Genomic DNA, 15,776 nt, shown 5'->3' with positions numbered 1-15,776 from the left:
CAATGTCCTCACCCCCAAACCTTCTCCCAGAAGCAGAAGTTATTCCAAGAGGGCGAATGCAATTCGCCCCTACAATAATATCATTGCGCCAATGGTAGGGGCGCACTGCGTGCGCCCACAATGTCCTCACCCCCAAACCTTTTCCGAGAGAGGAAGGGGGTAGTAATCGGAGTTTTCTTTTCACTGATTACTGGTTACTGAAAAGACTCCCCCACAGCCATCTCATCCCGGAGAAAACCGCTATAGAATAGAGAAAAAAGAGAATTGCGAGGAAAAAACTCTGTCTTTTAACCCGATTGTCATTCCCCCTTCCCCGGAAAATCCCGCTCGCTATCTAGTGATCATGCTGCACGGTTGGGGTGCCGATGCCATGGATCTGGCCCCCCTTGCATCGATGCTGGATCTGGCTGATTGTCAATTTTTGTTTCCTAATGCTCCCTTTGATCATCCGCAAGTGCCGGGGGGACGCGCCTGGTATGCGCTAGAAACCTCCGATCATCAAGGTTTAGTCGCTAGTCGTCAACAGTTGCACGATTGGATTATTTCCCTAGAAGCAACTACCGGCATTCCCCTAGAGCGGACTTTTTTGACCGGTTTTTCCCAAGGGGGAGCGATGACCCTGGATGTGGGTTTATCCTTACCCTTGGCGGGATTGGGTTCCCTGAGTGGTTATCTGCACGGTGAACCCCATCCCCAAGGTCCACAAAATGTCTTAATTGTTCATGGTAAGCAGGATCCCGTCGTTCCTATCGCTGCTGCTCGTCAGGCCAGAGATTTACTGCTTGGTTTGGGGGTTAACGTCGAATATCACGAGTTAAATATGGGTCACGAAATCCCCATTCCGGCGCTGACTATATTACGCCAATTCCTCCGCAATCGTCTAGAAACTGCATGAATAATGCTCGTCAGCTGGCTTTGCTGATTTTACGCGATATCGATCGCTCCTCCGCCTATCCTGATCGCGCTCTTGATCGCCATTTGTCCGCTAGTTCCTTAAATTGTCTTGACAAAGCCTTGACAACGGAGATTGTTTATGGTATAATGCGCCGACAAAGAACTTTGGATGCGCTGCTCGATCGCCTGGGGAAAAAAACCGCAGCCCAGCAACCCCCAGATTTACGGCGAATTCTCCATATTGGTCTTTATCAACTGCGCTATCTCTCCCAGATTCCCCCATCAGCGGCGGTGAATACGGCGGTAGAATTAACTAAAATCAGTCATTTAGGCAAATTAGCGGCGGTGGTTAACGGAATGCTGCGGCAATATCTCCGTTTAACTGCTAATGGCGACGATCCTTTACTTTTACCGGAAAATACCGCTTCTAGATTGGGTATTCTCCACAGTTTCCCCGATTGGTTGGTGCAATTGTGGTTAGATCGCTTTAGTGTTACGGAAACGGAACAACTGTGTCAATGGTTTAATCGCTCTCCTGACCTCGATATTCGGATTAATCCCCTGAAAACTAGCCGAGAAGCCCTAGAAAATGATTTAGAATCAGCCAATATAACTTTTCATCATCTTAAATTACCTCTAGCTTGCCGTTTAACCTCTGGTTTAGGCAATATTGAGCGTTTAGAGGGATTTCGAGCCGGAAATTACACCCTACAGGATATTAGCGCCCAATTAGTCACTTATCTACTCGATCCCCAGCCCGGAGAGACAATTATCGACGCTTGTGCGGCACCGGGGGGAAAAACCACTCATATTGCCGAATTAATGGGCGATCGGGGTAGAATATTAGCCTGTGATCAAACACCATCCCGTTTACGACAGTTAGAAGCCAATATTAAAAGATTAGACTTAAAAGCGATCGAAATACATCTAGGGGATAGTCGCGATCGTCCCCAGTGGTGCGGCATCGCTGATCGTGTACTAATTGATGCTCCCTGTTCAGGATTGGGAACCCTGCACAAGCGTCCTGATATACGTTGGCGACAAACACCCGAAAATTTACCTGTACTAGCCAAACGACAGGGGGAACTTTTAGCCTCGGCTGCTACTTGGGTAAAACCGAAGGGAATCTTAGTTTATGCCACCTGTACCTTAAATCCGTTAGAAAATGAAAGAGTGATCGAGCAGTTTTTAGCGGCTCATCCCGATTGGAAAATGGCCACTCCTGACTCTAATTCGTGCGTCTCAGAATACTATACAGAAACGGGAGCGATCGAAGTGTTACCCCATCGACATAATCAAGACGGTTTTTTTATGGCTAAGTTAGTCAAGGAAGTGTGAGATGAAAAATAAACAATTACTGAAAATTCTCATCGGTGTTGCTTGGATTGATGGTGTCATTCAACCATCAGAAAGAAGCTATTTAAGACAGGTAGCTGTGAGGGAAAAACTTGATGATGATCCGGAGATTAAACCACTATTATCGGAACTAAAACCAGTTAAAACCGGTGAATGTTATCGATGGTTAGAGTCCTATTTAGGCGACAATCCTAGTCCAGAAATCTATCAAGATCTACTAACATCGATTAGCACTTTAATCTATAGCGATGACGACGTGGATATACAGGAAGCGAAATTATTAACTAAAGTGCAGAGTTTCGATCCGACTCATGATAGCCATCGATCTATTTTAGATAAATTAGTGACGGGAATTCAGAAATTGTACCACAGGGCAATTACTGAAAGTAATTAAGGAGGGGCTATCAGTGATGAGCAGGTCAAAAATTTCCCCGATAAAAACTGATAGCCGCTCCCTAGATTTTAGGTAATAACTGTGGGTTGTTCCCGTCCGGTAGATTGACGAATTTGACCGATTTTTTCGGCTAAATCAATTAACGGCTGTAGGGCCTTTTGGGTGTCGATATCGTGTTTACTTGCGTCCGGTTCATAACTTTCTAGATAAACCCGGAGAGTTGCTCCTTTAGTTCCCGTACCCGATAGACGATAAATAATCCGAGAACCATCGGTAAAACCAATGCGAATGCCTTGATTTTTACTGATACTACCATCCACCGGATCCGTATAGCTAAAATCATCGGCATATTCCACTTCATAGTTACCAAATTGTTTACCCTTAAGGTCTAAAACCAGCTTCTGGAGACGTGCCATCATCTCTTTTGCCGGTTCTAAGGCGACTTCTTCATAGTCATGACGAGAATAGAAATTGCGGCCAAATTCTTGCCAATGACTGCGGACAATTTCCTCTACAGATTCCCCTTTAACTGCCAAAATATTTAACCAGAAAAGAACCGCCCATAAACCATCTTTTTCGCGAATATGATTGGAACCCGTGCCGAAACTTTCCTCACCGCAAAGGGTTGCTTTCCCCGCATCCAACAAATTACCGAAGAATTTCCAACCGGTGGGAGTTTCATAACAGTCAATTCCCAGTTTAGCCGCTACGCGATCGGCCGCCGCACTGGTGGGCATCGATCGCGCCACTCCCGTGATACCATTTTGATAGCCCGGTACTAGATGAGCGTTGGCAGTCAGTACAGCTAAACTATCACTAGGGGTGACAAAAAAATTCTGACCGAGGATCATATTGCGATCGCCATCTCCATCGGAAGCAGCCCCAAAATCCGGAGCCTCTTGACCAAAGAGAATTTCTACCAGATCATGGGCATAGACTAGGTTAGGATCGGGATGACCACCACCAAAATCCTCTAGGGGAATACCATTTAATACTGTACCTTTGGGCGCGCCTAAACGCTGTTCAAATAGAGCATAAGCGTAGGGACCCGTCACCGCATGGAGAGAATCCATGCACATTTTAAACTTACCAGAAGTGAGTAGGGCTTGAATGCGATCGAAATCAAAAATCTTTTCCATCATTTTGACGTAGGGAGTAACCGCATCGATCACTTCCACATCCATAGTTCCCAGTTTAAAGGAACCGGGGCGATCAAGATTAATATCGGCCCCTAAGAGGATTTTATAACCGCTAATCACCTTCGTCTCGGCATAAATTGCATCGGTGATATTTTCCGGGGCCGGTCCGCCGTTAGTAATATTGTACTTAATGCCAAAATCGCCCTCTGGACCGCCGGGGTTATGACTAGCAGAGAGAACAATACCGCCAAAAGCGTTATTTTCGCGAATTAACCCAGAAATAGCCGGAGTGGAGACAATACCATCGGTCCCCACGAGTATTCTACCGATACCGTTAGCGGCGGCGATTTTCAGGATAGTTTGAATAGCTTGACGGTTATAATAACGACCATCTCCACCGACAACTAGGGTTTGACCCTCGATACCGTCTAAAGTATTGAAGATAGCTTGAATAAAATTTTCCAGATAATGGGGTTGTTGAAAAACGGGAACGGATTTTCGCAGTCCGGAAGTCCCCGGTTTTTGGTCACTAAAGGGTTTTGTGGCAACGGTTTCAATCGTCATAGTCTTTTCTCGATGGGCTGACGCAATTGTAAACTTAAGTATATAGCAGTAGGTTGACAGCCAAGAAATCAGGTAAGAAAGACAACGGTTCTATTGGGTTTGGTGAGTAAAATATATTCTAAGATACAGTGCCGCTGGCGAGCGAGTGGAAGGAACCACAGAGACACAAAGGACACAGAGATCGATCGCTCCTATATAACTTAAACTGATCACACAAAGAATAAGAGAGCTAATCTAAGGATAGGGGGTTAAGATGAGTCTTAGCAGATAAATGAACCAGATTTGGGGGTATAAACCCCCAATAATAACCAATTTTAGCTATATCGCTTAATCGGCCCCTTCAATCGGTGCAAATCCCTGACGTTGAATATTCTCGCTGATGTGACGAGGTTCGAGGAATTGCAAGAGATAATCGGGACCCCCTGCTTTGGAACCTACCCCCGACATCTTGAAACCCCCGAAGGGTTGACGGGAGACAATCGCACCGGTGATTCCCCGGTTAATATAGAGGTTTCCTACTTCAAATTCCTGCGTAGCTCGGTTAATATGGGCAGGAGTGCGAGAATATAAGCCACCGGTTAAAGCATAGTCGGTTCCGTTAGCTACAGCTAAAGCTTCCTCGAAATTGCTCACTTTGATAATCGCCACCACCGGACCAAAAATTTCCTCCATCGCTATTACCGCATCAGGGGGAACATTCTTAAAGACGGTGGGACTGACGAAGTAACCCACTTCTGGAATTGGCATTTCTAGGGCCAATTCTGCCTCTTTTTTACCAGTTTCGATGTATTCCCGAATTCTTGCTTGAGCTTTCTCGTCGATAACCGGTCCTACTTCCGTACTCGGTAAATCCGTCGGCCCGATATTGAGGGACTTGGTAGCCTCGACAAAGCGATCAACAAAGCTATCATAGACGCTTTCCAGAACGATTATCCGCGAACAGGCCGAACATTTCTGGCCGGTGTAGCCAAAAGCGGACTTAACCGCACCGACAACGGCCTGATCTAAATCGGCACTCTCATCGACAATTAGGGCATTTTTGCCGCCCATTTCGGCGATAACTCGTTTTAGGTGTTTTTGACCCTTTTGCACGATAGAGGCATCTGTATAGATGCGACAGCCCACTTCTCGTGAACCGGTGAAGGCGATTAGGTGAACATCGGGATGGCTAACTAAATGCGCCCCCACCTGGGAACCTTTACCCGGGATATATTGGAAGACTCCGGCAGGAATACCCGCTTCTAGGAGAATCTCGGCAAATTTCGCCGTAATCACCGAGGAAGTCTCGGCAGGTTTCAATAGCGTGCAGTTACCGGCTACTAAAGCCGCTACTGTCATCCCCACCGCAATGGCTAGGGGGAAATTCCAGGGAGAAATCACTAAAGCAACACCCCGGGGTTGGTAGGAATAACGATTATTCTCGCCTGCTACGTCGAAATTATGCCCTAAATCCAGTCTTTCCATCTCGGAGGCGTAATAACGGCAAAAATCGATCGCTTCTGACACTTCCGGATCCGCCTGTTGGATAACTTTGCCCACTTCCAAACAAATCCAGGCCGATAACTCGTGTCGTCGCGCTTCCATCAAATCCGCCGCTTTTCGCAGTATTTCGGCTCTTTTAGCCACTGGAGTGCGTTTCCAAGCGGGAAAAGCCTGTTTTGCCGCTATGATCGCTTTTTCTGCCTGTTCCACCTCAATTAAGCCCACTTTACCCACTATTTCCTGCGGGTTACAGGGATTAACGGAATTAATTTGAACATTGGTGGTGACGTATTCGCCGTTAATTAGGGGTAAATAGGTTTTACCGAGGGAATTTTTGACAAAAGTAAGGGCTTGACTCGCTTTATTTCGCAATTGCTCGTTGGCATAATCTGTATCGGCGGCATTAGGAAAACCGGCGATAATCGGGTTATCCTTGCCTAAAACCCGGGGGGCTGCGATTAAATCTTCCACGGGACGATCCTCCAAATTTTGCCTTAGGAAGGAACTATTAGCGGTATTTTCTAATAAACGGCGGATTAGGTAGGCCATACCGGGTAAGAGTTGTCCGTAGGGGGAATAAACCCGCACCCGATGACCCCGCTTCACTAACGCTTTGGCTAATTGGTCGCCCATGCCGTACAATACCTGCATTTCAAAGCGACGACGGGGAATTTCTAAACTTTCTGCGATCGCACAGGCCAAGGCTTGCGATCGCACGTTATGACTACCGATGGCGGCGTATAAATATTGATGATTTTCCAATAATAACCGCGTCATCCGTTCATAATTGGCATCGGTGGCCGATTTTTCGTTATATACCGGCTGTGGCCAATGATTTTGCCGAGATTTAATCGTTTCCTGATCCCAGTAAGCGCCTTTGACTAGCCGGACAGTCAGGGGATAACCGCGCTTTTTGGCCCAATTAATTAAATCTTGTAAATCCTGGGCAGAATCTCTTAAATATGCCTGTAGGGTGATGCCAATATCGGTACGACTGCGAAATTCTTCTTCTAGGAGTAATTCTTTCAGGATAGCCAGGGTGAGGTTTTTATAAACGTACTGTTCCATATCAAAATGGACTGCCACCCCTAACTCCTGAGCGCGTCGCAACAGTAGGCGAATGCGATCGCAAACTTTCTCCTTACTGCCAATCGGATCTATGGGATCAAACTGAGAATAAAAGGCAGTTAGCTTGACAGAAACCTGCACTTGTGGTAGTAAGTCGCCGTCCGCTTCATCAATTTGGCTAACTTTATTCCATTTGCTCGCTTCTTGAGCCAAATGGGTCATTAAATCGAGATAACTTTGTAGATAAACTTGGGTTTCCGCTTCAGTAATTACCGCTTCACCGAGGAGATCTATGGTAAAAGCCATTTTTTCCTTGCGCAGACGGGTGACAGTGCGAGTAATTTGCTCTAGGTCTTCCCCGGCGATATACTTACGAGCTAAGGTTTCTACGGATTTACTGATCAGACTGGCGGCCGTTTGAGCGGGTAGGGAGTTAGGATCACTAAAGTTGAGGATACTTTTCAGCGCACTGGGCAGTTCTACGGAAGCATCACCGAGGTATTGTTGGAGATGATTAGCGATCTCGGCATTACTGCGTAAAGCGGGTAAACAGTCAATAAAACGGAATAATTGTACTCGTAAATTGGGATTAGACATTGCCCAATCGAGTAATTTATCATCCCAACGCATTTGATCCTGTAAAGCAGACCAAAGACCTTTTTTTTCCCGAGTTTCGGCTAAAAGTTGTCTAGCGATCTCTTGGGTTTTGGTTTCGTAGTTTTGAGTTGATTCGATTTGGATAACCACGGCGATTCAAGTAAAAAAATTATCAACGGGATTCAGCTTTCAGCAAGCTACCGTCAGCCTTCAGCCTAAAATTCAGTTTTTGAGCTTTTTCAGCTGATTGCCGCTCTTAATGGCTCTTTTCTCTGGTTTATATTCTTACCGAAGGACTAATCAAAGCTAATAGCTGATCGCTTTTGCTGAACACTCTATTGTACTCGATCGAGTGAGGAAGTGGGGAAGTGGGGAGGTGGGGAAATGGGGAAATGGGGAGAATAAATAAAAATAATCTCCTAAATCCTGACTGACTGGAAAATAGAAGCTGAAATAACGCCAATTCGTCGATCATACTAAATCCGTTGAGTATAAGCTACATATCAGCAGAGACACTCCTGCAAGGGGAGTGACTCTCAAATCATTACAGATGTGTCAGCGGCTGCGTGTAAGCATCCCACCGAAAAACTAATGCGCGGGGGGTTTGGGGGCGGCGCCACGCCCCCAACGGGGGGTTTGGGGGGTAGAACCCCCCAAAAGCTTGGATTGAGTAATCAGATCTCAAGTAATACTAAATCCCTTGAGTATAGGCTACATATCAGGAGAGGCACTCCTGCAAAAGGGGGAATAAATAATCAGTTTTTAATAACTGGATTTAGGATCAGAATATTTTCATGCTTGACAGTGTAACTTGTTGCATCGTGACTGCCTCCTAAATCCTGCCAGCCGCCTCCTGATACCCGATAGTCCTTGTGTATTGTCGAAGCGTTTACCTATAATAACTTTAAAAAGATTTTCGGGATCATCGGTAGCCCTATGGCAAAAATTGAAACGAGAACAGAACCCATGGTTTTAAACATGGGACCCCATCACCCTTCGATGCACGGAGTTTTGCGCTTAATCGTCACCCTTGACGGGGAAGACGTGATTGACTGTGAACCCGTAATCGGTTATCTTCATCGGGGCATGGAAAAAATTGCCGAAAATCGCAGCAATGTCATGTACGTTCCCTACGTTAGTCGTTGGGATTACGCCGCAGGGATGTTTAACGAGGCGATTACGGTCAATGCTCCCGAAAAATTAGCCGATATCGCCGTTCCCAAACGAGCGCAATATATCCGGGTGATTATGTTGGAACTCAACCGCATCGCTAACCATTTACTCTGGTTAGGCCCCTTTATGGCGGATGTAGGCGCACAAACTCCCTTTTTCTACATTTTCCGGGAACGGGAGATGATTTATGACCTCTGGGAAGCTGCCACGGGAATGCGGTTAATTAATAACAATTATTTCCGTATTGGTGGCGTGGCGGTAGATTTACCCTACGGATGGGTGGATAAGTGCGAGGATTTCTGTGACTATTTTGACCCAAAAGTGGACGAATACGAGAAATTAATCACTAATAACCCGATTTTCCGCCGTCGTATTGAAGGGATAGGCTGCATTACCAGAGACGAAGCGATTAACTGGGGTTTATCCGGTCCGATGTTGCGCGCTTCCGGGGTGAAATGGGATTTAAGAAAAGTTGACCATTACGAGTGTTACGACGATTTTGACTGGGAAGTGCATTGGGAAACCGCCGGCGATTGTTTTGCTCGTTATCTGGTGCGGATTCGGGAAATGCGCGAATCGGTGAAAATTATCCGGCAAGCACTGAAAGGTTTACCCGGTGGTCCCTACGAAAATCTGGAAGCAAAACGGATGGCAGAAGGGAAAAAATCAGCTTGGAATGATTTTGACTATCAATATATCGCCAAAAAAGTCGCCCCCACTTTTAAGATTCCTAAAGGTGAACATTATGTGCGCTTGGAAAGTGGTAAAGGCGAATTAGGTATCTTTATCGTCGGTAATGATGATGTTTTCCCTTGGCGTTGGAAAATTCGGGCCGCCGATTTTAATAATCTTCAAATTCTGCCTCATATCCTCAAAGGGGTAAAAGTTGCCGATATTATGGCGATTTTAGGCAGTATTGATATTATTATGGGGTCAGTTGATCGCTAAATCTCCTTCAGGGTGGGTTATCTTATTAACTCACCCTCGTTTTGGTCTAGTCTCATGAAAAAAGCACATCGGCCTTTATTTCAGGTAATGTGCTTCAATCCCTAGTATTTATCTTCCTTAGTGGGTGTGAGTCTTTTTCCCCGCTTCCAATTGAACCTCAGTAATAGGGGGAAGAATCTTGCTTTCGGGAATCTTTAACTCCCCCACCTGAACACCCAAACTAACCAAGGCGGTTAAAGTGGTGATGATGCGGCAAATCACGTCAATGTCCGCTTTATGTTTTTGCCAGAAATTCATAGATTTTGCTCCTGTCGCCTTAGGGCTTGTTTTTTGAGGACAAGTTGATTAAAATGCTTTCAGCAAATGCTGGCAAAAGGGGATCAAAAAGTGGATCAGATCGTAGGTTGACGTTTGACGAGATTTATGTTAAGGTCCGGCGAAATCAGATTATCGGATGAAGATGTAGAAACCCTTCGTAAGGCTAAAGATGCTTATGAGGGAGACTATTCTTGTGCTTCGGAGAAAATAGAGAAAATATTAATAGAAGCAAGTCGATGGTTACTTGAGGCATTTCTCGAAGAATACCGTAGTCAAACAAAAACTTCCAGTTATACCATTCCATTAAATGTCTTGAAAGCTTGGATGACATCATCGCCACAATCTGGAACAACTAAAGAGGTTTTAAAACCAAAGGGGAAGAAATTGTACTTACAAAATGAATCTGATTTTAAAGGATTTGAAAATAAGAAGAAAAGGGAGTACATTACTCAAAATAAAATAAATACAACCAGAATTGAAGATATTAATGATAATTCAATTCATTTAACCTTAGCAGATATGAATTATCTATTAGATTCGTCTATTTTAAAGGTAATTGGCATATCTGGAGATAGTTTGCGGTTTTGTACTGAAAAAGAATATGGAATAGGAAAAAAAGGGCAAAGAACCTCTAAACAGTCTTATATTGTTCAAGCTTATTGCGAAGTATTAGGACTAGATTTTGAAAGCTTAGAATGTTGTAAAATTCATCATCAAAACCTAAAAAATCAACGAACAAATAATGGGAAGATTTATGATATTTTAACAGAATTTAATTACACTAATCTAGTAAAATTTACCAGTTCAATAGCTGCTAAACCTTTACGAGAAGGCAGTATTTATATTCCCCCTTGTCCTCATACATATCGTTTTTGGTGTTTACATCGTTTACACAAACAACTCTTTATCACTAATAATTTGCCCGTTAAACCTATTGTTTTTAAATTTCAAGGAGATGGTCAAGAGGAATGGGATAGCTATGGTCTTCATGAACATTTTTTCAATAATTCTGGAGGAATTAAAAATTTAAAAGCTAATAATTTTTGTTTGATTTTTGAAGGAATTGATTGTGCAGACTTTTCCCGTTTAAAAGACATTGATTCATTTTGGCAAAACTTAATTACCAACGCTCGTAAAATACAAAATAGTCCCATTAAAGGCTTTTTATTAATGATTTGGTTAGATTATGGAGAAGGGAATGATTGGAGAGATAAGGACAAATTATCAGAATTTACTATTCACCGCTTACAGATTGACTCTTGCTTTGAAAAACGGTCTTTTCAGGAAATTATTCCTACTTTTGCTCAACAACTTCAGTTAGGTTGTGACTTACAGGATGAAACCACAGAATTATTTAAATCTACCTTGCAGGAATTATGGCAAAATAGCAATGAAGGCAACATAGAAGACACACTGAAAGCTTTTTATCAACAATTTCAAGTAAAATTATCGGACGCAAAGAAATGGCTAAACTATCCTTAACTTACAGGGGAGAAATTCAACCTAAATCGGATCTTTATTATGAACCGATTCAACAAAAAATTTATCCCTATGACGCAGGTGATGAGTTAATAGAAGTTGTTAACTTGGCTATTGAATTGGGAATGCCTTTGTTACTAGAAGGTGAACCGGGATGTGGCAAAAGTCGTTTAGCTCATGCCTTAGTTTATGAATTTAATTATCACCGTGAAAATAATCCTATAAAATATCATGAATGGATAGTTCAATCTACAAGTAAAGCGGAAGATAGTCTCTATCAATATGATTATATTGGTCGTTTACAAGCTGCTCAAATTAGCGGAATTTTAAGCCAAAAAGAAATAGAAGAATCTTCTTCTGAGCAAAAAAATCCAGCTACTTCAAAGCAAAAAAATCCAGCTACTTCAAAGCAAAAAAATCCAGCTACTTCAAAAGATTGGGTTGATTTACAACCCTTGGGTAAAGCATTTGAACAAAGTAAAGATAAGCAAGAACAATCGGTAGTATTAATTGATGAAATAGATAAAGCAGATCGAGATTTTCCTAATGATTTACTTTTAGCCATTGAATCTCGTCGTTTTTTCATTAAAGAAACAGGAGAATTAATTCAAGCAAATGATCAAGCTTTTCCTCTGATTATCATTACCAGTAATCAAGAAAAAAACTTACCCAATGCTTTTCTGAGACGTTGCATTTATCACTATATTGAGCTACCCAACCAAGAAAGATTAAGAAAAATATTAACCGAACGGTTTACCGACGCTGAACAAGAGGTTATCATCAAAGCAGTGGATCGTTTTCTGGAAGTGAGAACATCACAAGACGAGACTAAATCTGAAGGAGAAAAAAAAGTTAGCACCAGTGAATTAATAGCCTGGTTTAAATCGTTGCTCAAGTACAAACCTGAAGAAATTATCGCCAAATTAAAAGAGGACAAATTACCCCACGCTAGTGTTTTACTAAAAAGCCGTACCGATTTACAAGATTATGGAACAAGAGGTTAAAAAAGCCAATGACATCCCCCCTACTTGACCTATTTTATCAACTCAGAGACGAAGAAGGATTTCTGCTGTCTATTGAACAATATTATCGGGTGGAAAATTACCTAATTCAAAAACTCGCCAATGATTCTGATATTGCTATTCAAGAGAATCCCAACTTAGACAATCCTAAAATTAAACTTCTTTGTCAAGCTTTATGGGTTAAATCCCCGAAAGAAAAAGAAAAGTTTGATCAGGCCTGGACAGAGATGCTACAATTCCAACCAGAAATAAATATAGAAATAGCCAAAAAAACACCTATTCGTCATTCAGAAGAATCGATTAGCAAAATCATAAACCCGATGGATGATAGGGAATCTCCCTCATTAGAAATTACTCCTTCTGGGGATACACCAATAGCACCGGAGACTTCATTTCCACAAATTGCCACAGCTATTGAAAAGCGAAAAAAAATCACCTCCTTAGATAATCCTGATTATTATCCTATTGGCATCGCTAAGTTACAAGAAAGTTGGCAGCAACTGCGTCCATTACCCCTAGAAAGTCCTCGACAAACTTGGGATATAAAAGCCACGGTGATGGCAACGGCTAAACGAGGTTTTTTTGATCAAATAATTTACCAAAAGAAACAACTTTATCGCCGAGAAATTATAATTTTTATTGATTGTTCTGACTCGATGATTCCCTTTGCAGGATTTGGGCGAATAATGAAGCAAACTTGGGCAAATGTTCCCCATTTTTACTTTGATAATCTGATTAGAGACGAGGTTTTACGACAAGAAAACGGTTGGGAAAGTCAATCTTTAACCAAAGTTCTCTCTAACTATTCTCCGGAAGTAACCAGTTGTCTAATTCTTAGTGATGCGGGTGCCGCTAGAAAACGTTATGTAGAAGAGCGCTTGAGCGCAACAGAAACCCTTATCCGACGATTTAGCCGAAGATTTAGCCGAGTCGCATGGTTAAACCCCTTACCCTATTATCGATGGTATGGGACAACTGCCTGGGATATTGCTGATTTAGCTGAAGATATACCCAATTTTTCCATGTTTGAACTAACCACAGAGGACTGGGAAAACTTGATAACATGGCTAAAAGAAGAAGCTATCCCACCCCGTCATTTATTTAATCCTAATCAATTTCAACAAGGGGATAATTGGGATGAGGATGAAGATTTTTTTAGCGCAAAAAGCCGTTTAAGATTATTTGAAGAAGAAAACGAACCAAACACCAGAGAACTAGCGAAACGAGCGGCTTTTCCCCTTGGTTTATCCCCTAATTTACTTTATTATCTGCGTCAACATCAAGATAAAGATAATCAAGCTCCCTGGTATGCGATCGCTGATATTTTACTGTCCAGTTTAGTCCGCAAAATAGATCGAGAACTCTATGAAATGTCTCCCGATGTTCGTAAACTACTATTAAAAAAATTAACCCCAGAGGAACTCAAATCTCTGGCCTATCAGTTACAAACCTATATTCAGGAACAAATCGGTGATTATTGCTCACAATCGGTTTATTGGCAAAATCAACAATGGTTAGCTCTTGCCTACCTAAAACCCAGTCAAGCAGTCAACGAAATCAGACAGGTACTAGCAGAAGCTATCAAAAATAATAACCGAGTGCGTCTTGTGAGATTGACAGCTTTATTAAAAAATCTATCCGCTGCTTTAGCCGATTATGAACCCTTATTATTGCTTAATAAAACGATTGCCGCCTATTCTAGAGGGGATTTAAACGACGTTGGCAATGTCCTTCAACTTTCCCCAGAAGACGAAGGAACCCTACAAAAACGTTTAATAGACAAAGTAGCCGCTATTGTTCCCTACAATGAAAACCTTTTCCTTTTTACCGCAGAAACGGTATTGGTTAATAAAACAGGCCAAGTTATCGAGAGAAAACCTGTTAAAGCCTATTTTTACGATGAAAACCTTCCGGAAGTTCGCAACCGGAAAAAAGCTCAAAACTATATCCGCATGATGTATATTCCCCAAGGAGAATTCTGGATGGGAACGGAAGATGGGGAAATCGAAAGACTGGTTAAAAAATTTCGTTGGGACGCACATAAAAGGGAAAGACCACAACACCTAGTCAAAGTCCCCGCTTTCTACATGAGTCAAACCCCGATTACCCAGGGCCAGTGGAGAGCGATTGCCGCAACCGCTAAAATAGACATCGACCTGAAGACAAACCCCTATCACTTCCACGGGGATGAGTTACCTGTAGAAAGAGTCAACTGGTATGAAGCAACGGAATTTTGTAAACGACTATCAAGGAAAACAAAACGGGAGTATCGGCTACCGAGTGAGGCAGAATGGGAGTACGCCTGTAGAGCGGGGACAACAACCGCCTTTCACTTTGGGGAAACGATAACGGCAGATTTAGCTAACTATCGAGCTACTAAAACCTATGCCGATGAACCTACAGGAGAATATCGACGTAAAACAACCCCAGTGGGCTATTTTCAGGTAGCTAATGCCTTTGGGTTGTACGATATGCACGGAAACGTTTGGGAATGGTGCGCCGATACTTGGCACAATAATTATGACGGTGCGCCGACGGATGGCAGTGCTTGGATAGAAAATGGGAATGATAATTATTCTCCATTGCGGGGCGGTTCTTGGTTCAGCAATCCGTATTACTGCCGTTCCGCTTACCGCTTCATCAACCTCCGCGGCGACTTCGGCAACGGTTTTCGGGTGGTGTGCGGTGCTGGGAGGACCCTGTAACCCTTTTTCTCTTTTTTTCCCTTTTTACCCTCATTCCCTTTTCTGGAATTTTTTGGGGCATACTATAGAACAAGTGTATTAGTTTAGGAGTTATACTAAATCTGGTTATTTGGGTTCTCCCCCCTGCTCCCCTTGATAAGGGGGGTGTCCATGAGTAGAAAACGGGTTTCTCCGAGAAACCCGTTTTCTGTGCTGAAAAAGTACGGGCGAAGCATTCGGATAGAAAATCTACGGTTTCAGCAATAGGTTATTGCCCGAATGCTTCGCCCCTACAGGATGCAGGCCGATGAAGACGCAGGGATAGGTTATACTAAATCCGGTTATTAAAGACTGATTATTTATTCCCCTTTTTGCCTTTTGCCTCTTGCATGAGTGCCTTATCTCAACAAGCAATTTAAATGCGCGGGCAGCTTACCTTACCTTTCGAGAAAAAATTTTTTTGTACAGGGAGTCCTTAAAATAGAAAGGGAAACACAAAACCAAGTTGCTGGTATTCTTCCTCTGGGCATGGTGGCGCAGTTTATAGAATTTAGCTGGAATTTATGAATCATTTTCTGCATTCTTTCACTGTTTTTCCTGATTCTGCCCGAAAATCTCGCTCTTACTCCCTGGGTAAACTGCGACGACCCTTAATCTT

10 protein-coding genes are annotated in these 15,776 nt (G+C 43.0%); 7 read left to right on the top strand and 3 right to left on the bottom strand.

The window, feature by feature from the left end; translation table 11 throughout:
- The first annotated feature begins 301 nt into the window (after positions 1-301).
- From IM462_RS20370 to IM462_RS20360, 3 genes are read left to right on the top strand one after another with little or no spacing between them, the layout of a single operon-like run.
- Entirely contained in the window at positions 302-895 is a 594-nt protein-coding gene (locus tag IM462_RS20370; protein WP_306766099.1) for an alpha/beta hydrolase, read from the top strand.
- A complete protein-coding gene (locus IM462_RS20365; protein ID WP_002792390.1) occupies positions 892-2,232 on the top strand; it encodes a 16S rRNA (cytosine(967)-C(5))-methyltransferase in 1,341 nt (446 codons plus the stop codon). Before IM462_RS20370 ends, IM462_RS20365 begins: the two co-directional genes overlap by 4 nt.
- A 1-nt stretch (position 2,233) precedes the next feature.
- Positions 2,234-2,644, top strand: a complete 411-nt coding sequence (locus IM462_RS20360) for a tellurite resistance TerB family protein (RefSeq protein ID WP_287700746.1) — start codon at positions 2,234-2,236, stop codon at positions 2,642-2,644.
- Between the two features lie 68 nt (positions 2,645-2,712).
- Here the strand turns inward: IM462_RS20360 and IM462_RS20355 are convergent, their stop codons facing one another.
- Positions 2,713-4,347, bottom strand: a complete 1,635-nt coding sequence (locus IM462_RS20355; protein ID WP_287700744.1) for an alpha-D-glucose phosphate-specific phosphoglucomutase — start codon at positions 4,345-4,347, stop codon at positions 2,713-2,715.
- Between the two features lie 327 nt (positions 4,348-4,674).
- Positions 4,675-7,644, bottom strand: a complete 2,970-nt coding sequence (gene pruA / locus IM462_RS20350) for an L-glutamate gamma-semialdehyde dehydrogenase (protein WP_287700742.1) — start codon at positions 7,642-7,644, stop codon at positions 4,675-4,677.
- 786 nt (positions 7,645-8,430) lie between these two features.
- Here pruA and IM462_RS20345 point away from each other — a divergent pair.
- Positions 8,431-9,615 (top strand): NAD(P)H-quinone oxidoreductase subunit H, encoded by a 1,185-nt coding sequence (locus tag IM462_RS20345; RefSeq protein WP_287700740.1) that lies wholly within the window; start codon positions 8,431-8,433, stop codon positions 9,613-9,615.
- Between the two features lie 117 nt (positions 9,616-9,732).
- On the opposite strand, the gene IM462_RS20340 is transcribed toward IM462_RS20345, so the two are convergent.
- Positions 9,733-9,912 carry a hypothetical protein gene (locus IM462_RS20340; RefSeq protein ID WP_002800141.1) on the bottom strand — a complete coding sequence of 60 codons (180 nt, stop codon included), beginning with the start codon at positions 9,910-9,912 and terminating at the stop codon, positions 9,733-9,735.
- 126 nt (positions 9,913-10,038) lie between these two features.
- Between IM462_RS20340 and IM462_RS20335 the strand changes: the two genes are divergently transcribed.
- The 3 genes from IM462_RS20335 to IM462_RS20325 are packed head-to-tail and all read left to right on the top strand — an operon-like array spanning position 10,039 to position 15,139.
- Complete coding sequence (locus IM462_RS20335; RefSeq protein WP_287700738.1) at positions 10,039-11,415, top strand: hypothetical protein; 1,377 nt, start codon at positions 10,039-10,041, stop codon at positions 11,413-11,415.
- A complete protein-coding gene (locus tag IM462_RS20330) occupies positions 11,397-12,416 on the top strand; it encodes an AAA family ATPase (protein ID WP_287700736.1) in 1,020 nt (339 codons plus the stop codon). Before IM462_RS20335 ends, IM462_RS20330 begins: the two co-directional genes overlap by 19 nt.
- An 8-nt stretch (positions 12,417-12,424) precedes the next feature.
- On the top strand, positions 12,425-15,139 hold the full coding sequence (locus IM462_RS20325; RefSeq protein ID WP_287700734.1) for a formylglycine-generating enzyme family protein: 2,715 nt from the start codon (positions 12,425-12,427) through the stop codon (positions 15,137-15,139).
- Positions 15,140-15,776 lie beyond the last annotated feature (637 nt).

It is taken from the genome of Microcystis sp. M144S2 (assembly GCF_020246065.1).
GTDB lineage: Bacteria > Cyanobacteriota > Cyanobacteriia > Cyanobacteriales > Microcystaceae > Microcystis > Microcystis ichthyoblabe_A.
This window is presented reverse-complemented; position numbering and strand designations above follow the sequence as displayed.

Bases quoted from the DNA above. Each gene is read 5' to 3' on its own strand.
- IM462_RS20365 (WP_002792390.1), top strand. From the start codon at position 892: ATGAATAATGCTCGTCAGCTGGCTTTGCTGATTTTACGCGATATCGAT.
- IM462_RS20360 (WP_287700746.1), top strand. From the start codon at position 2,234: ATGAAAAATAAACAATTACTGAAAATTCTCATCGGTGTTGCTTGGATT.
- IM462_RS20355 (WP_287700744.1), bottom strand. From the start codon at position 4,347: ATGACGATTGAAACCGTTGCCACAAAACCCTTTAGTGACCAAAAACCG.
- IM462_RS20345 (WP_287700740.1), top strand. From the start codon at position 8,431: ATGGCAAAAATTGAAACGAGAACAGAACCCATGGTTTTAAACATGGGA.
- IM462_RS20340 (WP_002800141.1), bottom strand. From the start codon at position 9,912: ATGAATTTCTGGCAAAAACATAAAGCGGACATTGACGTGATTTGCCGC.
- IM462_RS20335 (WP_287700738.1), top strand. From the start codon at position 10,039: ATGTTAAGGTCCGGCGAAATCAGATTATCGGATGAAGATGTAGAAACC.
- IM462_RS20330 (WP_287700736.1), top strand. From the start codon at position 11,397: ATGGCTAAACTATCCTTAACTTACAGGGGAGAAATTCAACCTAAATCG.
- IM462_RS20325 (WP_287700734.1), top strand. From the start codon at position 12,425: ATGACATCCCCCCTACTTGACCTATTTTATCAACTCAGAGACGAAGAA.